The sequence below is a fragment of the Enterobacter sp. BIGb0383 genome (genome assembly GCF_003751845.1).
Taxonomy (GTDB): domain Bacteria; phylum Pseudomonadota; class Gammaproteobacteria; order Enterobacterales; family Enterobacteriaceae; genus BIGb0383.
Window position 1 is genome coordinate 1,290,883 of the sequence record NZ_RJKQ01000001.1, and the last position, 24,959, is coordinate 1,315,841.

Genomic DNA, 24,959 nt, shown 5'->3' on the forward strand with positions numbered 1-24,959 from the left:
TACTAATACAAAAATACGCTGGCATTATCCAGATCAGGTATTACGGGTATTTCTCAGCCTTCACGAAGAAGGGCACCCCGAGTCATTTACAACTAGCTGATTAGCATAAGGAGGCAGTCCGGTCTTTGCAAGCCCTCCCTTTGTGGATTGAATGCGCAATGCGTAGCCCCACCAGCGCCATCACCGTTAATCCCGCCGCGCAGAAGAAGCTGCCGCTGTAGCCAGAATACTGGGCAAGCACGCCGCCGACGGTGCCGCCAAGAATGGCAATACCGGCATCGGCGCACTGGAACAGCGTAAAATCAACGCCCGCCTGCAGCGGGGAAGATAGCCCCATCAGCACCGCATAGACGCAGACCATAGAGCAGGCGGTCACAATAAACTGGGCGACGGTTAACCCCATCAGGACCGGCAGCGCACTTCCCGCCGGAAGGAGCCACAGGCACAGGGCGATGGTAAGCAAGATGATAGCCTGCAGTACAAAAGCACAGTACAGCGCCCGCCACTGGCCCAGAGAGTGGATCAGCAGCCCGCCGCCCAGGGTGCCGACCAGCCCGGCGGCAATACTTCCTCCGCCCAACAGCCAGCCCAGCGAAGCCATATCCAGACCGTGATCGAGCAGAACCGGCGCAGAGAGCGGCATCACCACCCGAACGCCCGCATTCAGCCCCACGATCAGCAGCAAACCAAACCAGGTCGAGCGCCGGGAAAGCGCATTACCCAGAGAGGGACGATGGGCGACAGGCTGACTTCTGGCGGGTTCGGCGGTGCGCCACATCGGCAGGCTGAAGACCACAATCATCACCGCCAGTCCCGCAGCGGCGAAAGGCCAGCCGTAACGGGCGGCCAGCAGTAAAAAGGCCCCGCCACCGAGCATCATCCCCAGATAGCTGCCGCCCACCTGCGCCACGTTGCCCCAGCCGTAGCCGCCGTCGCTCAGTTGATCAACGCAGAAGCCATCGCAGGCAATATCCAGAGTGGCCGCAACCAGTCCGGCCGCCATCAATAAACCGAAGAGCCAGAACAGTTCATCGGACTGGAACGGATGCGCCCGGTTGAGGTAGCCCGTCAGCGCCGCCAGCAGGAGCAGCCCGGCCAGCGCCATCTGGCCGCCGAGGATCAGCGGTCGGGAGCGTCGTTTTTGCGATCCGGCAGGTAACCGCCAGCGCTCAATGGTGGGCGCCCAGAGAATCTTCAGCGCCCAGGGCAGCATAAACAGCGTTGTCGCGCCGATCAGCGCCAGAGAACCGCCCGCTGCCCGCACCAGAGCAGGCACAGACTGCATAGCGAGGGTGGAGATCATCGTCTGGGTAATATAAATCCCGGTAACCGCAAAGAGAACGCGCCCCAGGGTTATTCGTACCGGTACCGACGCGAAAAGGTGTTGATCGTTCATGGTTCTCGCTTTGCCTCTGTCTGCCCTATTCTGGCCTGCTGCTGTGCTTGCCACAGCGCACGCCAGCGCCCGTTTTTTGCCTGGAGCTGAGCATAGGTCCCCTGCTCCACCACTTTTCCCGCCTCCATAACCAGAATGCGATCGGCCCCGACAATAGTGGAGAGCCGGTGGGCAATGACGATCACCACCCGATCCCTCATCAGATTGTCGATGGCGCGCTGCACAGCCCGCTCGCTGCCGCTGTCCAGCGACGCGGTCGGTTCATCAAGGATCACAATCGGCGCATTTTTCAGCAGCGCACGGGCAATCGAAACGCGCTGACGTTCGCCGCCGGAGAGCATCGCGCCCATTTCGCCCATCGGCGTTTGCCAGCCATCGGGCAGGCGCTGAATAAACTCCAGGCACTGGGCGTCAGCTGCGGCGGTTTCGATCTCCTGCTGCGTGGCCTGGGGCCTGGCAATACGGATATTTTCGAGCAGAGTATCGTCGAAGAGATAAACATCCTGAAAGACCACCGCGATCAGGCGGTTAAGACCTTCGGTACTCATCTGCCGGATATCCACCCCGCCAATCAGAATGGTCCCCTCCTGAGGATCGGCATGGCGCATCAGCAGCCGTGTCAGCGTACTTTTCCCCGATCCCGATGAACCGACCAGCGCGGTCATACCGCGTGACGGCAGCCGGAACGACACCGCGCTTAACGCATTATCCGGGTTCTGCTGATAGTGAAAACTGACGCCGTTAAACGTAATATCGACGTCGTCAGGATGCTTCTCCTGCGCCGGTTCCGGCAACGACGGGATACGTAACAGCGCGTCAATACGCTCCAGCGCGGCACCCATCAGCGCCAGTACGGCGGTATAGCTGACAAACGTGGCCAGCGGCTCGGCAAAACGCGTCATCAGAATCATCGCGGCCGCCAGCAGGGCCGGATCCAGCGTTCCCTTCACCACCCAGACTGTGCCCGCGATAAACACCAGCTGGATACCCAGCTCGACAATACTGGCAATCGCCAGGTTGCCGGTCGCGTTACGTCGATGGGTCCGGGTCTGGTGCTCCGCCAGTGCATCAATTTGCGCGTGCAGCGTCCGGGATGTTCCGGTATCCACGCCGCAGGATCGCAGCACCGCCAGGCCCTGAACAAACTCCACCGCCTGGCCCGACAGGCGCTGATGAGCCTCGCCAAGGGAGGCCATATTCCGCTGCATCATCGGCCGCCGCCAGTACCACAGGCCAAAGAGCAGCGGGAAGAGCAGCAGCATCACCAGCCCCAGCCGCACGTCAATCAGCAGGAGGGTGGTCAGCACCGTGACCAGCGGCGTGACCAGCGCCAGAAACAGGATATTGGTTATCGCAATCAGATAGCTAAAGCTTTCATCCACCCGCCCCAGCAGTAGCGCATTCAGCTCTCCGGCACCGGTACGCGCCAGCTGTTCCAGCGGAATGCGCCGAAGCTGCTGGCCCAGCCGCATCCGCAGGGACCAGGTGGCCATCGTCAGCTGTCCGTTATATTCAAATCCCTGGCCGCACCAGCGAAGGCACAGGGTAACGAGGCTCAGTACGCTGAACGTCGCCAGCCAGGTTAAGACATTGCCGCCGTGGAGCATCGCCTGCAACAGCGGGTAGAGGCAGCTCAGGGCCAGCCCCTGCACGACCGCCGCCGTCAACAGACAGAAAAGGCTGCGCCTGAGGGCCGGGGCCTGCTCCCCGACGCTGGCCATCAGTCGCTGCCAGCCTGTGCGAGCGCGTAAGAAGGCGTTTATGCGGCTCATGGTTGCGCCTCGTCAGCGGTGAAGGGCCACGCCTGCGTCTGCTTATACTCCTGCCAGAGACGGGCATAACACCCCGTCCGGGCAAGCAGTTCCGCATGCTGCCCGCTCTCCACCAGCCTTCCCTGCTCAAACACCAGGATCTGGTCGGCATCGCGTGCCAGCGACAGCCGGTGAACCACCATAATCACCGTTCTTCCCTGCTTAAGCACCGACAGGGCCTGGATAAGCGATGCCTCCGTTTCAGGGTCGGCATAGGCGGTCGCCTCGTCGAGGACCAGAATGGGCCGCGCCTGTAACAGCGCCCGGGCGATGGCAATACGCTGGCGCTGGCCGCCGGACAGGGATGTGCCCCGCTCGCCGACCGGTGTGTCATATCCCAGAGGAAGTTCGCCAATAAAGTCGTGCGCCTGCGCGGCCTTTGCCGCAGCAATGACCGCAGCGCGATCGGCTCCCGGCTGTCCCAGGCGGATATTTTCCAGCACCGAATCATTAAAGAGAAAGTTCTCCTGAAAGACAAAAGCGACCTGCTGCATCAACGTCTCGCTGCGCATCTCCCGCACGTCAACGCCGCCAATCAGAATGCGGCCGCCGCTCACGTCATGAAAACGCGGGATCAGCCGGGCAATCGTCGTTTTGCCTGCCCCTGATGGCCCGACAAGCGCCACCGTCGAACCGGCGGCAAGGGTAAAACTGATATCCCGAAGCGCGGGATGTTCGGCACGTCCACCATAGTTAAAGCAGACCTGCTCAAAGGTCACCGACGCATCCGCCGGTACGCGCCCCTCATGCGGCACGGGCTGTGCAGGCAGTTGCAGAACCGTGTCGATACGCTGCAGGCTCATTCGGGTCTGATTCACCAGTTGGCTGAGCATCATCATCGGCATCACCGCTTCCGCCATGCCGCCCGCCAGCAGAAGAGCCGCCGTCAGATGGGCAAAATCGAGCCCTTCGCCACGCATCAGGAACCACGCCGTTCCCAGCATCACCATCAGCGTGGGCAGCGCGTTGAGCACCGCAAAAGAGAAGCGCGCCGGGAACCCGGCCAGCCGATACCACTCGGTCAGGACCTCGCGCCAGGCGAGCAGCGCCCGCTGGTAGCGCCCGAAGGAGGTTGAGCCGCTATCGAAATTACGCACGACCGGCATGGCCTGCACAAACTCAACCACCGCCGCGCTGACCTGCTCCCGCGTCTGGTTATAGCGCTGGTGCATCTCTGTGGCGTTGCGTCGGGCCAGCATCAGCACGACGGTCCCGACCATCAGGACCAGCGCGGCGGAGAGGGCAAGTCGCCACTCGATATATAGCATCAGGACAAGCGTCAGCAGCGGGATCGCCAGCGCTCTGGCACACAGCGGAGTGCTGTCGGCGACAAAAATATGGAGGGATTTAACGTCATCCTGAATAATCTTCGCCAGCGCGCCCGAGCCCAGTTGCTGAACGTCGCCCAGCGCAGCCCGGGTTAAGGTATCCACCAGGGCGTGGCGCAGAATTTTCTCCAGCCTGAACGCTGCATAGTGGGACTGATTAAAGGAGATCAGGCGCAGGAGATACCCGCAGGTCGCCGCCGCTATCGTTCCCACCAGTGGCCACAGCGGCCAGGTTCCGGGGGAAGCGAGCAGGCCATCGAGACTTAATGCCAGGCAGAGCAGCGCCGCCATCCCCGAAAAGCCAGCCAGTACCGAGAGCGTCATCGCCCCGGCGATCTGTAAACGCACGGGACCCGTGACCTGCCACAGACCGGAGGCGGCGATCCCCGCCAGTGCCGGATTAGTATTGTGCGCCATGCTCCTCAGCCTGCCCCATCTTTCTCTCTGCGCCGACCAGCAAAAAAGAGTCTCGACGCTACTGTTTAAAGATGTTAATAATAATTACTCTCATTTCCATATCTACCCGATTCGGTTCGTTTTCCACCCCGTACGGAACAACCGCCCAGCGCTGAATGGAACCCTTTTCTGGAAATAGCATCATGAGCGACTCGCCCATCACCCCCGCCCTGACGACAACGGTATCCGTCCGTAACCTGATGGACGACCTCGGCGTGCCGCAGCTCACCACCACCGCCGAATGCAGCCTGCTGCGTTACCCCTTACAGGAGGGGATCGACCTTATTCTCTGGCGCGGTGATTTTTCGCGCCGGGTGGCGCTGCAGCTGCATGATGATATGGGGCATATCAACTTTTCCTGCACGCTGCAGGGAAAATCGAGCCTGCAAATGGCCAATGCGCCGGAGTTAATGCTTCAGCAGGGTCAGAACTGTATTACCCACACCCCGGACTGTCGCGCCGTGTCGTCCTATCAGGGAAAATATGAGAGCCTGACCGTCTCATTTCAGCCCGAGGCACTCAGGCGCTGGGTGCCTGAAATGGCCCCCGATCTCCAGCAGAAGATGGGCGGTCAGCGCTGCATTCTTCAGCGTCCCTGTAGCGCAGAAATGCACTCCACGGCGCGGATACTGGGCGAGGCGCTGACGCGTAGCTGTACAGACGGCACGGCACCGTCATCCCTGTGGTTACAGGGGCAGAGTATGGTGTTTCTCAGTCTGGTCCTGGAGGCGCATCAGGAGCGCATTCTGCCTGCGGCCCAGCTCAGCCAGGCCGACCGTCAGAAACTGTTGCGGGCGAAAGATCTCCTGCTCAGTGATTTAACCCAGGCCCCGACCTTCGCCGCTCTGTCGCGGGAAACCGGCCTGAGCGTGTTAAAAATCAAGCGCGGTTTTCGTCTGTTATTCAATCACAGCGTCTACGGTTTGTTTCAGGCTGAACGCATGCATGAGGCCCGACGCCGCCTGATGGCGGGCAGCATGCCGGTTATGCGGGTGGCGATAGATCTGGGCTATACCAACGCCAGCCACTTTACCGCCGCCTTTTATAAGCAGTTCGGGGTCAATCCCTCCTCCTTTAAGCGCCGCTTTTAGCCGCCTCCTGCCAGGCTACCCGAATCGGGTGGAAATAATCCGCATCCGGGTAGCTGCGAATATGCAAATAATTATCATTACTGCATTTGGACCACTTCAGAGATCGCCCTATGCACATCGCACGCTTATATCCGCTCGCCCTTTCCGGGATGCTGTTCTCCCCCTGTCTGCTGGCACAAGCCGCTCCGGTTCAGGAGGAGACGCTGGTTGTCACCACCGGTAAACAGTCCCCTTTCTCCGCCTCGGCGCAAAACGTGGCCTCAACGGAGGTCAGCGCCGTCGAACTGACCGATGCCAACGTGACCAACACCCAGCAGCTTAACCGGGTGCTTCCCGGCCTGAAGATGGAGAACAGCGGCAACCTGCTGTACCCGATCATTTCACTGCGCGGCGTCTCTTCGGCGCAGGATTTTTACAACCCGTCTCTGGCGCTGTATGTGGACGATGTTCCGCAGCTGGCGACCAACACCTGGCAGACCCTGACCGATGTTGAACGCGTCCAGATGCTGAAAGGTCCGCAGGGAACGCTGTACGGCAGAAGCGCCCAGGGTGGGATTGTTAATATCATCACCCGACAGCCGGACAGCACGCCCCGGGGCTATATTGAAGGCGGGATCAGCAGCCGGGACGGCTATCGGAGCAAACTCAATCTTAGCGGCCCCATTCAGGATGGCCTGCTCTACGGCAGCGTGACGCTACAGCAACAAAAATACGGTGGGGATCTGATCAACCCGGCAACGGGCCATGACGATCTGGGCAGCACCCGGACCCGGGCGGGCAATGTTCGCCTGCGACTGGCGCCGGATGAGGCGCCCTGGGAGGCCAGCGTGTCGCTGACCGAGGACTGTACCCGCGCCTCGCAGGATACTTACCTGCCGTTTAATAATATTAAGGGCCGGACCCTGGGCATCGCCGACGGCGCGCCCGATCCCAGCCTTCGCCGCTGCACCCACAGCCAGTCTTTAACCAGCCGCTACAGCACGGATAACTGGATTTTCAGCCTTGTCGGCGCCTGGCAGCAGCAGAACTATGCCCGGACCTTCCCCAACGGCACCCTGGTTGCCGATATGCCGGAGCGCTGGAATCAGGACGTCCAGGAGCTGCGTGCGGCGACCTACGGCAAAGGGCGTGAACTGGATATGGTCTTCGGGCTGTACCGGCAGAATACCCGGCAGAAGATCGATCTGGCCTATGATATGCCGACGATGAACTATATGCAGACCCACTCCGCCACCGCCCAGGAAACCCTCGCGGCCTACACCGATCTGACCTGGCATATCACCGATCGTGTCGATCTTGGCGGCGGCGTCCGTTTCTCTCACGACAGGTCGAAAACCCGCTATCACGGGCAGCAGCTGGGTTCGCCCTTTGGCGATGAGAATACCCACGAAGATAATCAGGTGCTCGGCCAGGTCTCTGCCGGTTATCTGCTGACCGACAACTGGCGCGTCTACACCCGCATCGCCCAGGGTTATAAACCGGCCAGCTTTAACCTGCTTCCGGCGGCCAATACCCCGGCCACGCCTTATGAAGCCGAAAAATCGATTAACTATGAAATCGGTTCGCGCTATGAAAAAGACGCCCTGGCGCTTGAGGGAGCCCTGTTTTACACCCACACCCGGGATATGCAGCTTTACTCCGGTGCGCCAGGCATGCAGAGCCTGAGCAACGCGGGCAGCGCCAACGCCAGCGGACTGGAACTGAGCGCTAAATGGCAATTTACGCCGGGCTGGGCATGGGATATTAACGGCGGCGTGGTGCGTTCGGAATTCAGCTCAGACAGCCTGCTGTACCAGAACAACAAAGTCCCCTTTGTACCGCAATATAGCGCGGGTACCGGCATCAGCGGCACTATCGACACCCGTTTTGGCCCGCTGTCGCCGCGTCTCGCCGCTAACCTGACCGGCGCGCACTACTTCGACGGTGATAACACGCTGCGCCAGGGCACCTACGCCACCATGGACTTCCGTCTGGGCTGGCAGGCCACTGAACGCCTCAACGTGGCAATGTATGTTGATAACCTGCTCGACCGCCGCTATCGCACCTATGCCTACGCCAGCGGCAACGATGCCTGGGCGCAGGTCAACCAGGGCCGAACCGTGGGAATGGACGTTCGTGTCGATATGTTTTAATCGTTGAGTGGTGCGGTTATCCGGGCAGGGAGGCCTGGATAACCGGTGAATCACGTAATCAAATGTCGACTATCAATCACTCGCCAAATATTCACCAAATTAATATCGCATCCGGGATAACACTTCCAACGATTTCATCTACACATTTCTCGAACCTTAATTAGGATATCAAAAGCTATACCACGAGCTTCGGGGATACTGAGTCACAGATGATCAAACAAGGATTAGTGCATTTTTCAGGGAGAACCGTTCTGTTCATCTCTTTTTTTTCTCTGGCTGCAACGCTAACGGATGCCTCAAAATTTATTAGTTATGAGACATCTTCTAATTTCTCTGAGTGGTTATATGGTTTTTCAAGTCAGGAAAATTTTGATGACTTATGGTTCTATGCAGACATCAGTTTTTCTCTGTTGGTTGCAGCGGTTTGCTACATCGTCGTGATGTTTTTAATCAGAAAATGGATATCTTCATCAAAAGAGTCACTATAACGCATCAGGCTTCCTCCTTCGCAGGCCGATAAAGAACCGCATCCAGCCCCTTCTCTTTCAGCGCCTCAGCAAGCGCCCCATACTGATTTAGCTCCCTTACCGAGAATATCGGCAGCAGGTAAAGCGCCAGTCGCGCCGCCAGTTCGCAAACGGGCAGCAGGCGGTCCTGGCTGTGATAAACCAGATAGAGCGTCCAGTCATCGCCAAAACGGAGATTAATACCGAGTTCAGGCAGCACCACCTGAGGGTTGTAAGCCTCGTCATACCGACGCTGGAGATACGTATCGACCGGCTCGCTGCCGGTAAAGCGGGCAAACTGCAGGCGCTGGGTGACGCCCCTGGGACGTCCGCGATAGCGGAAGTGCACGGGCGTATCGAGCGCGGCCAGCCCGCGCAGAAACTCGGCGATGCGCCGATCCCAGTCGCGCTTTTGCGCATCGGTGGCTTCACTAATGCGCCAGTATGAGCGGTCCTCATGCAGCCAGTGGGGGAAAATCGTCACGCCCACCCAGCAGCACTCCGATGGCGTACAGTCTTCGGTTGCCTTTTGCACCCAGGAGAACTGTTTTGCCAGCCGGGTATTCTGCGGTTTAGCGAGGTTTTTAAAGCGCCTGGTCATCAATAATCACACACCATATAAATACGGTCGAAGCGAAGTGCGGCCAGATCGTTCCGGTGGATAATGATATTTAACCATTCATATCCCCACTGAAACTGCCCAGAAAGATCGACCTTAAAAAGCACCAGATAATCCTCAGCATCACCGCCCAGCGCGCTCGCCGCCTGCAATTCGGGCAGTTCATGCTGGCTAAAACCGCAGCCGTTAATTCTGGCAATGCCCTGATAGTCCGGCAGGAAATCAGTGTCATCCATCTCCCTCAGTTGCCAGGCATAGTATTCAGGGAAAAAGAGCGCCGAAAGCGGGTCGTCGTAGCAGCCATCGTCAAGCGCGGTCCTTTGTGCCTCATCCAGCCGACGCCCCAGGGCCGCTTCAAGATGCGGATTTTGTCCGAGGGCGTAAAAACTGGGTGCCGTAACGCTGGCCTTTGCCTCAAGGCTGAAGGAGAGTTTCTCGCCCAGGGTGCTGATATCATTAAACCGTATCCCGGCGAAGCGCTTTCCGCTGCGCAGAGTCGTTTTGTCTGCCACATAGATCACCCTGCCGCGCGAGGCCAGCATCGAACTGCCGCAGTCCAGAAAAAAGAACAGCATGCCGTCGCGCGGCAAATAGTCCTGCAACCCGCTAAGAGCATGGCAATCAATTTGCGCAATAAACTCCATCGGGTAGTGATAAACCTGGGCTGCGTCATCCCATGGAAAAACAGCCGTCTCCTGTCCCGATTCATCCTCCTCCCATAAATCGTCACACTCCAGCAACGCCTCTTCGGTAATCGCAACGGTGGGCCAGGGGATATCCTCCGGCAGATCCGCCATTCCACCCAGGCGCATATTTCCCGTCCCGGCGTACGTTTCCTTTTCGGCGTGATAGAAATCGACGCTGCTGCGTAATGTGCCTGCCACGGCGTGGGCAAGGTGCGGCTCCAGACCCTTGAGTAATTTTTGTTGCAGAGTCTGCCGCCGGGCAGAGTGTTCCGCCATCAGGGCGTACGGGACTGAGTCGTTCTGAGGAGAGAGATTATCTTGCATAGAATGCTCCTTTTGCACAGGCCAATCAGAGTTGTGAATAGAGTATCCCGCCGACGATGACCACCACCGGGATCAATACCCACCACTGGATTTTTGTGCGCGGGGCTGTCGTCGTTTCCAGAGGCGTCTGGCCAGTGCGAACAAAGTGTTCTTTCACAACGGCAGGACCAAAGAGGTTATCCGCACGCTGCCAGAAGGTGTCGGGCAGCAATAGCAGCGTCAGGGTATCGCTAAGGCTCTCTACGTGAATACGCAGGCTGTAGCCAATCTGCAACAGCAGCGGTTCAAGTTGGGCCATCGTCTGCTCAAAGCCATCCTCGCCTAATGCCGCATGTTGAAAGACGTGCGAAGTTCCCATCAGCGTAACGGTGGCCGTTTCGATCTCACTGTCATAGTCAAACTCAACGGAAAACAGCGAATCATCCAGTTGCTCATCAAGCGACTCAAGCAGGGTAAACACCCCTTCCCGCCAGTCGATCATAATATTGTAGGCCGACAAAAACGCCATTCGATAAGCATCCATCTCATCATCAAGGTCGTCGGCCTCTTCACCCTGCGAGCGTAAAAAAGCCCGGCGTTTCGCGCTCGCCTGTTTACTCCCTTCCTGCGCAAAATAGAGCGCAAAGTCATCCCAGCTAGCCTGTTCCATAGCAGTTCTATTCCGTAATAAATTAGAGGGTTTAGTATATTCAGACGGGCGATGCGGGGCTACTGCTCAAAATAGCAGGCCCGGATGCCCGAGCCTGTTTTATAGGGAATTAGCTGAGAAGGTCTTCGCCGTTGCTGGCAATCACTTTTTTGTACCAGTGGAAGCTCTTTTTACGCGAGCGTTTCAGGGTGCCGTTACCCATATCATCCTGATCGACATGGATAAAACCGTAGCGCTTGGACATCTGTGAGGTGCTGGCGCTAACCATATCGATAGGTCCCCACCAGGTGTAGCCAAACAGATCCACGCCGTCGGCAATCGCCTCTTTCATCTGCTCGATATGCAGGCGCAGATAGTCGATGCGGTAGTCATCCTGAATTTCACCGCCCGGCACGACTTTATCCACCGCGCCCAGACCGTTTTCGGCAATAAAGACCGGCTTCTGGTAACGGTCATACAGCTGGTTCAGCGCCAGACGCAGGCCCTGCGGGTCAATCTGCCAGCCCCAGTCGCTCTCGGGCAGATGCGGGTTGCGGATACCGCCGGTGATCAGGTTGCCCTGCACGCCTTCCAGTTTTTCCGGATGGGCGCTGACGGTGCTCGACATGTAGTAGCTGAACGAGACGAAATCGACCGGATGCTGGCGCAGGATCTCATCATCACCGACGGCTTTTTCCAGCACCACGCCTTTAGCGGCAAACATCCTGTCGGTCCACGCCGGATAGGCGCCACGGGCCTGCACGTCGCTGAAGAACAGGGAGACGCGCTGAGCCTCTTCGCAAGCCTGCAGATCGTCCGGATGGCAGGTATGCGGATAAAGGATCTGGTAGCTGATCATACACCCGACCTGAGAGCCTGGAATAATCGCGTGGCAGGCTTTGGTCGCCAGGGCGCTGGCAACAAACTGATGATGCGCGCCCTGATATTTGGCCTGCTCGAGGTTGGGATGATTCTCTTCGATAACGCCAACGCTGACGTACGGGTGATGCTTAACGCAGTTGATCTCGTTAAAGGTCATCCAGTACTTCACTTTCTTGCGATAGCGCTCGAACACGGTGGTTGCAAAGCGCACGTAGAAATCGACGATCTTACGGTTCGGCCAGCCGCCGTATTCGGTAACCAGCGTCAGGGGCATCTCATAGTGGGAGAGCGAAACAATCGGCTCAATACCGTGGCTGCGCAGGCAGTCAAAAACACGGTCGTAGAACGCCAGACCGGCTTCGTTCGGCTGCGTTTCATCCCCACGCGGGAAAAGGCGCGTCCAGGCAATCGACATACGGAAGCATTTGAAGCCCATTTCCGCAAACAGGGCGATATCGTCCTGATAGTGATGATAGAAGTCATTCCCGCGGCGTTTGGGATAGTACTTTTTGCTCTGCGGATCCTGCGCCTCGGCGACCTGGGCGTGGGTCATTCCCGCCCACTGATCGAGCCAGCGCTCTTTCGGAGCCTCGCTGTCAAAGATAAAGACGTCAGATGCGGAAAGCCCTTTGCCATCGGCATCGTAGGCGCCTTCCAGCTGGTTTGCCGCGGTCGCGCCGCCCCACAGAAAGTTTTCTGGAAAATGTTTGTTCACTGACATGATGATTCTCCTTAAACAGCTAACGCTGTGAGTTTTAAAAATGCGTCGCGTGTTTCAACGCTTTCGGCCGCGGTTTCGCGGATCTCGCTGTAGCGATCGCTGTTGGTGACAACAACGATAACGCTGGGGTCGATGGCTTCCTGGCGCAGGGCATCAAGGTCAAAGGCGATCAGCGGGTCGCCGATATTCACCGTCTGGCCGTCCTCAACAAGGCGGGTAAAGTGCCGTCCGTTAAGCTTCACCGTGTCGATACCGATATGGATCAGCACCTCGGCCCCGCTTTCGCTCTCCAGAGTAATGGCGTGATTGGTGGCAAAGACCGAGCCGACGGAGCCCTTTACCGGCGAGACCAGCAGGCCGGTTTCCGGGACGATAGCCATACCCTTACCAAAGATTTCATCGGCGAATACCGGGTCACTCAGCTGCCCGAGCGGGGCCAGCGACCCTTTTACCGGAGCCCAGACCTGCTCGCTGGCAAGAGAAACGGGTGCTTCAACAACGGGCTCGGCCTCTTTCTCTTTCACCGGCGGCGTCTGCGCCTCTTCTTCAAAGCCCAGCAGCAGCGTGACCAGAGTGGCAACGCCGAAGGCAATCGCCATACTGACCAGCGCCCAGCCGAAAGTTGGCCCCACCAGCGCGGGCAGGCCCGGCAGGCCGCTTAAGGCGTAGGCATAGGTTTTAACGCCCAGCGTCAGGCCAAAACCGCCCCCGCACGCGCCGCCAATCAGTGCGGCGGCAAACGGCCGCTTAAAGCGAATATTCACCCCGTACATCGCCGGTTCAGAGACCCCCATCAGCGCGGTAAAGGAGGTGGAGAGCGCCAGAGATTTGGTCTTTTTGCTTTTCGAGCGCAGGAAGACGCCAAAGGCGGCCCCGGCCTGGCCAAAGTTGGCAACGTACATAATGATTTTGAAGGGGTCGTAACCGAGACGGCTGATATTGTTGATAATGATCGGCACCAGCACATAGTGCATCCCGGTGATAATCATCAGCGACAGCGTGCCGCCAATAATGATCCCCGCCAGCGGCCCCATATTTTCCACCAGCCAGATAATCCCGCCGGAGAGTGCATTACCCACGGAAATTCCCGCCGGGCCAATGACAATCAGCATGATCGGCGCGACGATAATCAGGCTCAGCAGCGGCACAAACATGGTTTTAAGCGCGTTCGGCACCAGTCGGTTGAAGAAGCGCTCAACGTAGCTCAGCAGCCAGACCGACAGCACAATGGGGATCACCGATGACGCATACGAGACCGGTGCCACGGGCAGGCCGAGGAAGGCAACCGGCTCGTTTGATTTCAGCAACGTCACCAGCGCCGGATGGAACAATATGGCGGCCAGCGCCACCGATAAATAAGGACTGGCGCCAAATTTATTCCCCGCGCTAAAGGCCAGCACCAGCGGGATAAAATAGAATACCCCGTCGCTTATAGCGGTAAGAATTTGAAAGGTCTGATTAGTGCTGGCAACCCAGCCGAATGAAAGGCAAAGGGATAATAGCCCTTTTAAAATACCGGCCCCGGCAATCGCCGGAATAATCGGTGAGAAGATCCCGGAAATGGTTTCCAGCGCCGCCGATACCAGGCTGCGCCTCTTTTCCTGTGGGGCCTCGGTTTTTTCCGCCGTTGTTGCCAGGCGCGGAATTTCAGCCTGCATCGCCTGACAGACCTGCGACACTTTACTGCCGATAATAATCTGGAACTGATCGCCGGAGAGATTAATCCCCATCACGCCATCCAGATCCTGTAGTGCCTTGCGATCAACCTTTTCCAGATCGCGCAGGCTCAGACGCAGACGGGTAATACAGTGAAAGAGCGAAACAATATTAGTTTCACCGCCGAGCAGCGAAATAATCTCGCGGGCAGTTTTTTGATAGTCCATAAATACGACTCCAGAATGGGATCGAAATCCCGTCAACAATAGCCGGTATTAACCGACGTTATGTTTCCTCTGGGGTTTGCCTGATTAATACCCGTCATACTTCAAGCTGCTTCTGCGTTGGCTGCACTCGCTCACCCCAGTCACTTACTGATGTAAGCTCCCGGGGATTCACTCTCTTGCCGCCTTGATGCAACTCGAATTATTTAGGGTAAAACAGTAACAATCCTGTATGGAAATTAGTGACGATGCATCAGATTATAAATATGCACGGTCAAATACAGTTTTTCCGACTTACTCATCGTATGACGGTAATTCTTGATAATAAATTCACTAATCGCATTGACGCAGCCAACCGTCTTTTCATGCTTTTTATGAATTTCACTAAACAGCTCTTCGTCATCGTTATCCAGTACCATGCCGTTAACGACCCGCTGGGCGAAAAATTTTACGTGAGTAATAAATCGCTGGTAGTTGTGGCCCTGCTCATCAATTGCCACACCGAACCAGTACTTCACAATATTCTGGATCTGAAAGATGAGTTTGGTAACGTCGACAATCTGCCCGGTCGTATTGTGGCCGCCAGCATTCACAATATGCAGCGCGATGCTGCAGGCTTCCGAATCCGGCAATAAGACGCCGGTTCGCGAGGCGATCAGCGCCAGCGACTGGTGCGCAACCAGATACTCTTTCTGATAAAAATGGCGCACTTCCCACTGCAGCGGGTTGATAATTTCCTGGTTGTTCTTCTGCCGCTCCAGGGCGTAGTGCAGGTGATCGGCCAGCGACACATACAGCCCGTCGCTCAGCTTATAGCCCAGCGTCGACGCCGCCAGCCTGACAATATCGTCGGTGAGCTGAATAACTTCCAGCGGGATCTCATCAATCAGCACCTTAAAGCGCGAATGGGTGGCATCGTCGAGGGTAAAGGTCTTTTCGACCTTGTCCTGCGCCACGTCATCCCCGACCCGGGCATTAAAGCCGAGTCCCCGCCCGGTCAGAATAAACTCGCTACCGGAGGCATCAACGACGCTGACTACATTGTTATTGAGAATTTGTCGGATACGCATCTCAAACTCCGGAATGAAAAACGGGCAAAACAAAAAAACAGCCGGTGCAGTGCACTCAGTCTGTATTTACGTTTTGCCCGCTTCGCGGTAACAAGCTCAAATTGACTGAATGAAATTACCACCTGCCCTGGTCTCCGTCAACGGCTTCACGAGGTTAGCCATCGGCCAGAATTTCAATTGTGATGTCTGTCACATAGAGCTGCACCTCAGCGGTGCATTTTCTGCGCACTTCTGGGGGCGTCCCGACCATTTTGCTCTTACCGCCGCCGTATTCCGCCGCCTGCGAGTCTGGCGCGTTTCTTGCGTATCACTTTCTCCCATTCATTCATGCAAAAGGTTTTCGCTATGGAATTGAAATGGTTCGAGGATTTTCTCAGCGTTGCCCGCAGTCTGAACTTTACCCGCGCCGCCGACGAGCGGCATATCACCCAGTCCGCCCTGAGCCGCCGCATCCGCCAGCTTGAGGAGTGGCTGGGCGTGCCGCTGTTTGACCGTAAGACCTGGCCCATCACCCTGACGCCGGAGGGGCAAACCTTTCTCGCCACCGCCCACGATACGGTGTTCTCAATGAACCAGCTGCGCAACGATCTGCACCAGCGCTTTCACTCGCGCACCGCCGTGCTGCGTTTTGCCATGCTCAATACGCTCTCGCTGACCTTTTTCCCCGATTGGATCCAGCGGCTGAATTTGCACCAGCAGCTGGGGTATATCCGCATGTGCAACTCCAAGCCGAGCTTTATGGAGCATATCGCCACGCTGCACAGCGGCGAGTCGGATTTCTTGCTGACCTACGCCCACGACGCGGTGTCGCTGATCCATCAGCTGGATCCCTACCCGATGCTGCAACTGGGGCGCGAGTGGGCGATCCCGGTCTGCCGCCCGGACAGCAGCGGCCAGCCACTCTACCCGATTGATAATAAAGGCAAGCCTATCCCCTGGCTGAGCTACGGCAGCCACTCCTTTTTTGCCCATGCCCTGGCCCAGATGCTGAGTGAACATCCCCTGCCCCTGGAGCCGGTGTATGAAAACGGCATGTCGGTCAACCTCAAGGCGATGGTGCTGGCAGGCGGCGGCGTGGCCTGGCTACCGCTCAGCCTGGTGCACGAGGAGTTGTCCAGCGGCGCGCTGGTCCGGGCCGGGAGCGATGACTGGGAGATCAAACTGGCGATCCGCCTCTATCGCCAGCCGGTGCTGCGCAATCCCGAGGCGGAACAGCTCTGGCAGCGTATTCAGCAGTGCGAAACCGCCCACGCCGCCTGATGGCGGCAACCTATGCAAAAACGGAATAGGCGGTGTGAATTGCTCATTGGCCTTCCGCCGTTTTTTACCCGCATGCTGAGGGTACGGCGACGCAGCCGCGTCGACATTATCCTGACCAACTAAACCGGGGAGTGCCATGGACAACAAAGAGCGAGTCTGGAAATGGGTGGATACGCATCAGCAAGCCTTCAGCGATCTGAGCGACCGCGTCTGGGGAGCACCAGAGATTTGCTATACCGAATACCGTTCGGTCGCAGAGCATACGGCGATGCTTAAGCAGCAAGGATTTCGCGTCACGGAGAACGTGGCCGGTATTCCCACGGCGGTGATGGGCGAAGCAGGCGAAGGCGGGCCGATTATTGCGTTCCTCGGCGAGTATGATGCCCTGCCCGGCCTGAGCCAGGCCTCCGGCGTGGCGCATTACTCTCCCCTGCCGGGCAACGGTAACGGTCACGGCTGCGGGCATAATCTGCTCGGCTCCGGCGCGATGCTGGCCGCCACGGCGCTGAAAGCCTGGCTTGAGGAGAGCGGCACGCCGGGCCGGGTTCGCTACTACGGCTGCCCGGCGGAAGAAGGCGGCGCGGCGAAATCCTTTATGGCTCGCGCCGGTGCCTTTGACGGCGTGGACGTCGCCATCACCTGGCATCCGAGCGCCCACCACGAAGTGGCTAAGCCTCTGTCGCTGGCGAATACCCGGATGGACTTCTTCTTTACCGGGCGCTCCTCCCACGCCGCCGCCTCGCCGCATCTGGGCCGCAGCGCGCTGGATGCCGTCGAACTGATGAGCGTCGGGGTGCAATTTCTGCGCGAGCACGTGCCGCAGGATTCGCGCATTCACTATGCGATGCTCGACTCGGGCGGTATCGCCCCCAATGTGGTGCAGGCCAAAGCGGCGGTGCGCTACGCCATCCGCGCCCGCGAGGTCCACGCCATGTTTGACCTTAACGAGCGGGTTAAGCGCGTGGCCCAGGGCGCGGCGATGATGACCGACACCAAAGTCGATATCAGCATTATGAGCGCCGTCTCCAACCTGCTCGGCAACCGTCCGCTGGAGGAAGCGATGCAGCGCAACCTTGAGGCGCTGGGGCCGGTTCCGTTCGACGCCGCCGATCTGGCCTTTGCCGCTGAGATCCAGGGCACCCTCTCCACAGAGGAGATCGACAGCTGCTACCGCAAAACCGGGATCAAACCGACGAAGCCCCTGCCGCTTAGCGATTACATCATCCCGCTGGATACCCACGGCGAGGTGATGATCGGCTCCACCGACGTGGGTGACGTGAGCTGGGTGATCCCGACCGTTCAGGCCCATATCCCGACGATGGCGATTGGCACGCCGGGCCACTCCTGGCAGCTGACCGCCCAGGGCAAAATGCCCGCCGCGCATAAAGGGCTGGCCCACGTGGCGAAGGTCATGGCCGCCACCGCCATCGACGCCCTGACCGACAAGGTTCTGCTGGCGCAGGTGAAAAAGGCCCATTTTGAACAGGTCAGCGAAAAGCCCTACCACTGCCCGATCCCCGCAGAGGTCACTCCGCCGCTGCAGCCGCGTCCCGACAATCTGTAACTCGCCCAGGAGAAGAAGATGAAACTAACCCCGATTGCCGCCGCACTTGCCCTGAGCGGCACGTTTTGCAGTATGACACAGGCCGCCACGCCGCCCGACTCGCTGGTGATGGCCTGGAATATCGACGCCATCAGCACCTGGGACCCGGCGCAAATTGGTGAAGTGGTGACCAGCGAAATCTACGCTAATACCTGCGATTCCCTGGTGGATTTTGACGTGAAGGATGAAACGCAGCTCGCCCCGGCGCTGGCAAAAAGCTGGGATGTCTCAGAGGATCGCAAAACCCTGACCTTCCATCTGCAGGATAACCTGAAGTTTGCCGACGGCACCCCGGCCAGCGCGGGCGATCTGGCCTGGTCCATGCAGCGGGTGGTTAAGCTCGGCTACGGCAACGCCGCGCAGGTAACCGAGTACGGCTTTACGAAAGAGAATGTTGATAGCCGTATTACCGCGCCCGATGACAAAACCCTGGTGATGACGCTCGACAAGCCCTATCCCACCAACCTGGTACTGCAGGCCATCGCCGCCAACAATGTCTCATCGCTGATTAACCGCAAGGTGGTGGAAAAAGAGGCCGTCGACGGCGACCTCGGCCATAAGTACCTCACCACCCACACCGCCTGCGTCGGGCCTTATCAGCTCGCCCGCTGGAACGCCGGGGAAGGCGTAATGCTGCAGGCCACGCCGGGCTACTGGGGCAAAGCGCCGGTGCTGAAACGGGTGCTGATCCGCCACGTGGCGGAGACCGGCACCCAGCGGCTGCTGTTGACCCAGGGAGACGTGGATATCGCCCGCGATCTGTCGGCGGACGATCTGAAAGCGCTCGATGAGGGCGGCAAGATTGCGGTGGAAAAAGTCCTCAAGCCGCAGCTCTTCTTCTGGAGCTTTAATAACGAAGATCCGATTTTCAAAAATGAGAAAGTGCGTCTCGCCATGCGCTACCTGATCGACTACGACGGGCTGGCCAAAAACGTGATGCCGTATCTCGGCGTACCCCGCGCCAGCTTTGTGCAGATTGGCGCATTCGGTGCGCTGGACGAGAAAGCCGGTCAGCCGTTCAAACTGGATACGGAGAAAGCAAAACAGCTGCTGAGTGAAGCGGGCTACCCGAACGGTTTTACCGCCTCGGTGATCTTCGGCACCCTGCCGCACTCGGCACCTATCGCCCAGAGCATCCAGCAGAACGCGGCCAAAATCGGCGTCAAACTCAACCTTGAACGTATGGCCAACGCCCAGCTGTTTAGCCGGGCCCGCGGACGCGAGTTCCAGAGCGCGATGATGGCCTGGCAGACCTCGGTCCCCGACGCCTACGGCAACGCTTCCCGTCTGGTCTTTAACCCGGACAACCGCAAAGAGGCCCGTGCGACGCAGTATCCCAGCTGGCGTGCGGCTTACTACGACCCGGCAATGAACCAGAAAGTAGATGCCGCCCTGCTTGAGCCGGACGACGCGAAGCGCAGCGAGATGTACGGCGAGCTGCAGCGGGACGTCATGGAGAAAGGCCCGATGGCGATTATGTTCCAGATGTACAACAGCGCAGGCGTCAGCCCGACGGTGAAAAACTGGACCTGGAACGGTTTTCGCGTCTGGTACGGCGCAGCAGGTAAATAACGGAGGTTGCAGATGTCTCAGACGATCGCCCCCGCACCAGGGGATACCCAACCGTCCCCGCTGTGGCGCCAGTTCAGGCGCTTCAGTTACGGGCTGATATCCATCAGCTGTACGCTGCTGGGCCTGGCGGCGCTGACCTTTTTTATCGGTCGCCTGCTGCCTATCGACCCCGTTGTGGCGATTATCGGGGATAACGCCAGCCAGGACGCCTATGACAAGATGTATCAACAGCTCGGACTCGATCAGCCCCTCTGGCGGCAGTTTATTGATTATGTCTGGCAGCTTCTGCATCTCGATTTCGGCACCGCTCTGACCACCAGCCAGCCGGTTGCGCAGGATATCGCCCGCGTCTTTCCGGCAACGCTGGAGCTGGCGACCGTGGCGGCCATCATCGGCGTCGGCTTCGGTATTCCGGCCGGTGTCTTTGCCGCCATGTACCGCAACTCGTGGTTTGATCATCTGATCCGCTTCGTCGGCCTGCTGAGCTACTCGACCCCGCACTTCTGGCTGGGGCTGATGGGGCTGCTACTGTTCTACGCCACTCTCGGCTGGATCGGCGGGCCGGGGCGGATCGACTTTATCTACGAGTTCGAACTGCAGCCGCGCACCGGTTTCTGGCTCATCGACAGCGCGATCGGCGGCAACTGGGCGGTCTTTAAAAACGTCTTTAGCCATATCATTTTGCCCGCGTCGATTCTCGGCCTGAGCGCGCTGGCCTATATCAGCCGGATGACCCGCAGTTTTATGATCGAGCAGCTTTCGCAGGAGTACATCATTACCGCCAGGGTGAAGGGGCTGTCGTGGGCGCGCTGCATCTGGGTTCACGCTTTTCGCAATATCGCGGTGCCGGTACTGACGGTGGTGGCACTCTCCTGGGCGTGGCTGCTGGAAGGCGCGGTACTCACCGAAACCGTCTTCGCCTGGCCGGGCTTTGGCCGCTATCTGACTAACGCGCTGCTGGCGGGCGATATGAACGCCGTGGTCGGCTGTACGCTGCTGACCGGCGCGATCTTCGTTGCCCTGAACCTGCTCTGCGACCTGCTCTATCGTCTGTTCGATCCCCGCACGCGCCAGGAGGACCCATGACCGATTCCGTAAGCAAATCTCAGCCACAGCGCCAGAGTCTGCGCGCCTGGCTCAGCGATCCGGCCCCGCGAACGCCCTGGCAGGCACACGTCCAGCTGGGGTGGATCCAGTGGCGGCGCTTCTGCGCTAACCATTCGGCCCTGTTTGGCCTGCTGGTACTGCTGGTTATCGTGGCTGCCGCGCTGTTCGCACCCTGGCTGGCCAATCAGGATATCTACGCCCAGAACCTGGCCCAGCGCCTGCAGCCGCCGGGTGCGGAGCACTGGCTGGGTACCGACGAGCTGGGGCGCGATATTTACAGCCGCCTGCTGTACGGGGCGCGTATCACCCTCTATATCGCCGGGCTGACGGCGCTGATCATCACCCCGCTGGGGATGCTGATCGGAGCCAGCGCGGGCTATCTCGGTGGACGGGTGGATACGGTTCTGATGCGGCTGGTGGATATTTTCCTCGCCTTCCCGAGCCTGATCCTGGCCCTCGCCTTTGTGGCCGCGCTCGGTCCGGGGATTGAAAACGCCATTATTGCCATTTCGCTTTCCGCCTGGCCGCCGATTGCGCGTCTGGCCAGGGCAGAAACCCTGGCGATCCGCAAAATGGACTATATCGCCGCGGTCCGGCTGCAGGGTGCGTCGTCATGGCACATTATCCTGCGCCATATTATGCCCATGTGCCTGCCGTCGGTGGTGGTGCGCGTCACCCTCAATATGGCGGCGATTATTCTGACCGCCGCCGGGCTGGGCTTTCTCGGCCTCGGTGCTCAGGCACCCAGTCCGGAATGGGGCGCAATGCTGGCCTCCGGCCGCGAATTTATGCTGACCAATGGCTGGATTGCGGCCATTCCCGGTTTAGCCATTCTGTTTACCAGCCTCGCCTTCAACCTGCTCGGTGATGGCCTGCGCGACGTGATGGATCTCCGCCATGAATAATACTCCGCTGTTAGAGGTCGAAAACCTGAGCATCCTGTTTAAAGGTGCCCATGAGGATCACCTGGCGGTACGCGACGTCAGTTTTCAGGTCGGACGGGAAAAGGTGGCGATTGTCGGCGAATCCGGCTCCGGAAAATCGCAGACCTGCCGCGCCCTGCTCAAGCTGACGCCGAAAATCGGCCGTATCAGCGCCACTAAAATGCGTTTTGGCGAGATCGACTTACTGGGCAGCAGCGAACGGCAGATGCGGGCCATTCGCGGCAACCGGATTTCGATGATCCTCCAGGACCCGCGTTTCTCCCTCAATCCCCTGATGCGTATCGGGGATCAGGTGGCGGAAGCCTGGCGTCTGCACCGTCGGGTCAGCAAGGCCGAAGCCCGCGAGCGGGCGCACGAGATGCTCGCCTCGGTACATATTCGTGAGGTTGAGAAAGTGGCGCGCCTCTACCCGCATGAGATCTCCGGTGGGATGGGTCAGCGGGTGATGATTGCCATGATGCTGATCCCGGAACCGGACCTGATTATCGCCGATGAACCCACTTCAGCGCTGGACGTCACCGTCCGCCGTCAGGTCCTGGCTATTCTCGACGAGCAGCTGGCACGCCGACAAACCGGGCTGCTGTTTATCACCCACGACCTGAATCTGGTTTCCCGCTTCTGCGACAGGGTGCTGGTGATGTATGCCGGACGTATTGTTGAGGAGCTCCGCGCCGACCAGCTTGACCAGGCTCGTCACCCCTACACCCAGGCGCTGCTCGCCAGCCAGCCAAGGCTGCGCGAACCGGTGGACACCCTGCGGGTGCCGACCCGCGATCCGGCCTGGCTGAATGGCCCCTGCTACCGTAACGGAGAGATGCTATGAACCCGATCCCAGGTAACGAACGCAGTATTGAAATGGTCGATTTAGCCATCGCCTTTGGCCGGGGTAACCAGCGCCGCCAGGTGGTGGACCAGGTCAATATGACCCTGGCACGCGGTGAAAGCTACGGGCTGATTGGCGAATCTGGCTGCGGGAAATCCACCCTGCTGCGGGCGCTGGCCGGGCTGAATCATGACTATCGCGGCCATATTCTGTTTAATAACCGCGAACAGCAGCCCCTGCGCGATAAGCCCTTTTATCGTCAGGTGCAGATGGTATTTCAGGATCCGTATGCGTCCCTGCATCCACGCAAAATGGTCTGGGCCAGCCTGCGCGAGCCGCTAAAGCTGCACGGCATGGACCGGCACGAGGCGCGGATTAGCGAGGTGCTGCACGCGGTCGGGCTATCGGATGCGTTTCGCTATCGCTATCCGCACCAGCTCTCCGGCGGTCAGCGTCAGCGCGTCGCCATTGCCCGGGCGCTGATCCTCGAACCTTCTGTGCTGCTACTGGATGAACCGACCTCGGCGCTGGATGTCTCCGTGCAGGCGGAAATTCTCAACCTGCTTAGCCGGATGCGCCAGCAGCGCAACCTGACCTATTTACTGGTCACTCACGACCTGGCCGTCGTCACCCATCTGTGCGAACGGGTGGGCATTATGCATCACGGCAAATTGCTGGAAGAGCTCAGCGCCGAACGCCTGCGACGCGGTGAAGCCGATGAAAGCTACACCCGCGAATTTCTTGCCGCCAGCGTTGCCTGATCCCAAGGAGCCAGACCATGACCCTGATTGAAACCCTGGCACAGTGGTGTGCTGCGCCACCGCCGTTCAGTCCGCAGGCGCGACAACTCGCCCGCGAAGCCATTACCGATACCCTCGCCTGCCTGGCCGCCGGACGGGACGATTTTTCCACCCGTGCCGTTCAACAGATGCTGGGTGACGAACCGCACGGGCTGGCGCAGTCAGCGCTGCTCAACGCCACTGCCGCCCACGCTATCGACTATGACGATAATTTCGCGCCGGGCATGAGCCACGCCTCGGCGGTACTGCTTCCGGCGCTGCTGCCGGTGGCGCTGGCGCAGAAAAGCTGCGGTGCAGAGCTGATCGCCGCCTATCTGGTCGGCCTGCAGGCCCAGGCCTTTATCGGGGATGTCGTCGGCTACGGTCACTACACCGCGGGCTGGCACGGCACCTCGACCATTGGCTGTATCGGCAGCGCGGCGGGCGTTGCGGCTCTGATGGGGCTGGATGCCGCCGCCATCGCCCGGACCCTGAGCATCGCCGTTAGCCTGGCCAGCGGCGTGAAAGGCCAGTTCGGCACGCCGCTGAAACCCTTTCATGCGGGGATGGCGGCGCGCAATGCGGTCGAAGCCGCGCTGCTGGCCCGCACCGGCCTGCACGGGCGGCTCGATATTCTCGAATGCGCGCAGGGCTTTGCCGAACTCTACGCCGGGACACTGACCCGCCCGACGCGGCTTCAGGATCCTCAGCACGTGATTGAATCCGTCGGACTGATGCCGAAAAAATACCCCTGCTGTGGCTCCACGCATCGCATTCTGGATGCGATAGCCGATCTTCAGACGCAGTACGATCTCAGAGACGACGATATCGAGCAGGTTCACTGTCAGGTGGGTATCGCCAACTGGCGCAATCTCGCGTATCCGCTGCCTACGGATGAGATGCAGGCCCGCTTTTCCATGCCTTACTGCGTGGCGGTGATGCTGGAAAAAGGCGAACTGAGCGTGGAGGATTTTACCCCGTCCGCCGTAGCGGCTCAGGCCAACAAGCACAGGCTGGCGCGGATTAGCATGACGGCATGGAGCCCGGAGCAGGAGGCGGAAAATACGGACTTGCCCCACAGGGTGACGGTGACGCTTAAAGATGGCAGCACGCTGAGCCATTCGCGTCTGCAGGCCAGAGGCACGCTTAAAGAGCCCTTTAGCGCCGCCGAGCGTCAGGCGAAATTTATCGACTGCTGCAGGGGAACAGACAACGCCGGAGGGATTTATCAGCAGATGGTGACACTGGAAAAGGCAAAGAATATCGCTTTTATACGCCAGCTAATGGCATAACGCCTTTATATTCCCGGTTATAAAAATAGAGGCCAGAAACACTATTTTT

The 24,959-nt window shown here is 59.0% G+C and carries 20 protein-coding genes; 11 read left to right on the plus strand and 9 right to left on the minus strand.

Features of this window, described 5'->3' with window-relative positions; all coding sequences use genetic code 11:
• Window positions 1-100: 100 nt before the first annotated feature.
• From EDF81_RS06180 to EDF81_RS06190, 3 genes are read right to left on the minus strand one after another with little or no spacing between them, the layout of a single operon-like run.
• Window positions 101-1,396 carry an MFS transporter gene (locus EDF81_RS06180; RefSeq protein WP_123347211.1) on the minus strand — a complete coding sequence of 432 codons (1,296 nt, stop codon included), beginning with the start codon at window positions 1,394-1,396 and terminating at the stop codon, window positions 101-103.
• On the minus strand, window positions 1,393-3,168 hold the full coding sequence (locus tag EDF81_RS06185; RefSeq protein ID WP_123347212.1) for an ABC transporter ATP-binding protein: 1,776 nt from the start codon (window positions 3,166-3,168) through the stop codon (window positions 1,393-1,395). Before EDF81_RS06185 ends, EDF81_RS06180 begins: the two co-directional genes overlap by 4 nt.
• A complete protein-coding gene (locus tag EDF81_RS06190) occupies window positions 3,165-4,961 on the minus strand; it encodes an ABC transporter ATP-binding protein (RefSeq protein WP_404851475.1) in 1,797 nt (598 codons plus the stop codon). Before EDF81_RS06190 ends, EDF81_RS06185 begins: the two co-directional genes overlap by 4 nt.
• Window positions 4,962-5,134: 173 nt before the next feature.
• Here EDF81_RS06190 and EDF81_RS06195 point away from each other — a divergent pair, with 173 nt between their 5' ends.
• From EDF81_RS06195 to EDF81_RS23895, 3 genes are all read left to right on the plus strand, one after another.
• On the plus strand, window positions 5,135-6,082 hold the full coding sequence (locus EDF81_RS06195; RefSeq protein WP_123347214.1) for an AraC family transcriptional regulator: 948 nt from the start codon (window positions 5,135-5,137) through the stop codon (window positions 6,080-6,082).
• A gap of 110 nt (window positions 6,083-6,192) precedes the next feature.
• Window positions 6,193-8,214 carry a TonB-dependent siderophore receptor gene (locus tag EDF81_RS06200; protein ID WP_123347215.1) on the plus strand — a complete coding sequence of 674 codons (2,022 nt, stop codon included), beginning with the start codon at window positions 6,193-6,195 and terminating at the stop codon, window positions 8,212-8,214.
• Between the two features lie 209 nt (window positions 8,215-8,423).
• Window positions 8,424-8,702: a hypothetical protein gene (locus tag EDF81_RS23895; RefSeq protein ID WP_148049912.1), complete on the plus strand. Its 279-nt coding sequence runs from the start codon at window positions 8,424-8,426 to the stop codon at window positions 8,700-8,702.
• 4 nt (window positions 8,703-8,706) lie between these two features.
• Here EDF81_RS23895 and EDF81_RS06205 read toward each other — a convergent pair whose 3' ends face one another.
• From EDF81_RS06205 to licT, 6 genes are all read right to left on the minus strand, one after another.
• Window positions 8,707-9,321 (minus strand): hypothetical protein, encoded by a 615-nt coding sequence (locus EDF81_RS06205; RefSeq protein WP_123347216.1) that lies wholly within the window; start codon window positions 9,319-9,321, stop codon window positions 8,707-8,709.
• The gene (locus tag EDF81_RS06210) at window positions 9,321-10,349 is read right to left on the minus strand and encodes a DUF1963 domain-containing protein (RefSeq protein WP_123347217.1); all 1,029 of its coding nucleotides are present in this window, start codon (window positions 10,347-10,349) and stop codon (window positions 9,321-9,323) included. Before EDF81_RS06210 ends, EDF81_RS06205 begins: the two co-directional genes overlap by 1 nt.
• A gap of 25 nt (window positions 10,350-10,374) precedes the next feature.
• Window positions 10,375-10,998 carry a hypothetical protein gene (locus tag EDF81_RS06215; protein ID WP_123347218.1) on the minus strand — a complete coding sequence of 208 codons (624 nt, stop codon included), beginning with the start codon at window positions 10,996-10,998 and terminating at the stop codon, window positions 10,375-10,377.
• A gap of 109 nt (window positions 10,999-11,107) precedes the next feature.
• On the minus strand, window positions 11,108-12,580 hold the full coding sequence (locus EDF81_RS06220; RefSeq protein ID WP_123347219.1) for a glycoside hydrolase family 1 protein: 1,473 nt from the start codon (window positions 12,578-12,580) through the stop codon (window positions 11,108-11,110).
• Between the two features lie 11 nt (window positions 12,581-12,591).
• Complete coding sequence (locus tag EDF81_RS06225) at window positions 12,592-14,463, minus strand: beta-glucoside-specific PTS transporter subunit IIABC (RefSeq protein ID WP_123347220.1); 1,872 nt, start codon at window positions 14,461-14,463, stop codon at window positions 12,592-12,594.
• 236 nt (window positions 14,464-14,699) lie between these two features.
• Entirely contained in the window at window positions 14,700-15,530 is an 831-nt protein-coding gene (gene licT / locus EDF81_RS06230) for a BglG family transcription antiterminator LicT (RefSeq protein WP_123347221.1), read from the minus strand.
• 345 nt (window positions 15,531-15,875) lie between these two features.
• Between licT and EDF81_RS06235 the strand changes: the two genes are divergently transcribed.
• The 8 genes from EDF81_RS06235 (at window position 15,876) to EDF81_RS06270 (ending at window position 24,910) form a co-directional block, all read left to right on the plus strand.
• Window positions 15,876-16,790, plus strand: coding sequence for a LysR family transcriptional regulator (locus EDF81_RS06235; protein ID WP_123347222.1), 915 nt, complete (start codon window positions 15,876-15,878; stop codon window positions 16,788-16,790).
• A 136-nt stretch (window positions 16,791-16,926) separates the two neighbouring features.
• Window positions 16,927-18,354 carry an amidohydrolase gene (locus tag EDF81_RS06240; protein WP_123347223.1) on the plus strand — a complete coding sequence of 476 codons (1,428 nt, stop codon included), beginning with the start codon at window positions 16,927-16,929 and terminating at the stop codon, window positions 18,352-18,354.
• 18 nt (window positions 18,355-18,372) lie between these two features.
• Window positions 18,373-19,965, plus strand: coding sequence for an ABC transporter substrate-binding protein (locus tag EDF81_RS06245; RefSeq protein ID WP_123347224.1), 1,593 nt, complete (start codon window positions 18,373-18,375; stop codon window positions 19,963-19,965).
• A gap of 12 nt (window positions 19,966-19,977) precedes the next feature.
• The gene (locus EDF81_RS06250; RefSeq protein WP_123347225.1) at window positions 19,978-21,051 is read left to right on the plus strand and encodes an ABC transporter permease; all 1,074 of its coding nucleotides are present in this window, start codon (window positions 19,978-19,980) and stop codon (window positions 21,049-21,051) included.
• Window positions 21,048-21,977: an ABC transporter permease gene (locus EDF81_RS06255; protein ID WP_123347226.1), complete on the plus strand. Its 930-nt coding sequence runs from the start codon at window positions 21,048-21,050 to the stop codon at window positions 21,975-21,977. The genes EDF81_RS06250 and EDF81_RS06255 overlap by 4 nt, the downstream gene beginning before the upstream one ends.
• Window positions 21,970-22,839, plus strand: a complete 870-nt coding sequence (locus EDF81_RS06260) for an ABC transporter ATP-binding protein (protein WP_123347227.1) — start codon at window positions 21,970-21,972, stop codon at window positions 22,837-22,839. Before EDF81_RS06255 ends, EDF81_RS06260 begins: the two co-directional genes overlap by 8 nt.
• Window positions 22,836-23,600 carry an ABC transporter ATP-binding protein gene (locus EDF81_RS06265; protein ID WP_123347228.1) on the plus strand — a complete coding sequence of 255 codons (765 nt, stop codon included), beginning with the start codon at window positions 22,836-22,838 and terminating at the stop codon, window positions 23,598-23,600. The genes EDF81_RS06260 and EDF81_RS06265 overlap by 4 nt, the downstream gene beginning before the upstream one ends.
• A gap of 17 nt (window positions 23,601-23,617) precedes the next feature.
• Entirely contained in the window at window positions 23,618-24,910 is a 1,293-nt protein-coding gene (locus EDF81_RS06270) for an MmgE/PrpD family protein (RefSeq protein WP_123347229.1), read from the plus strand.
• The last annotated feature ends 49 nt before the right edge of the window (window positions 24,911-24,959 follow it).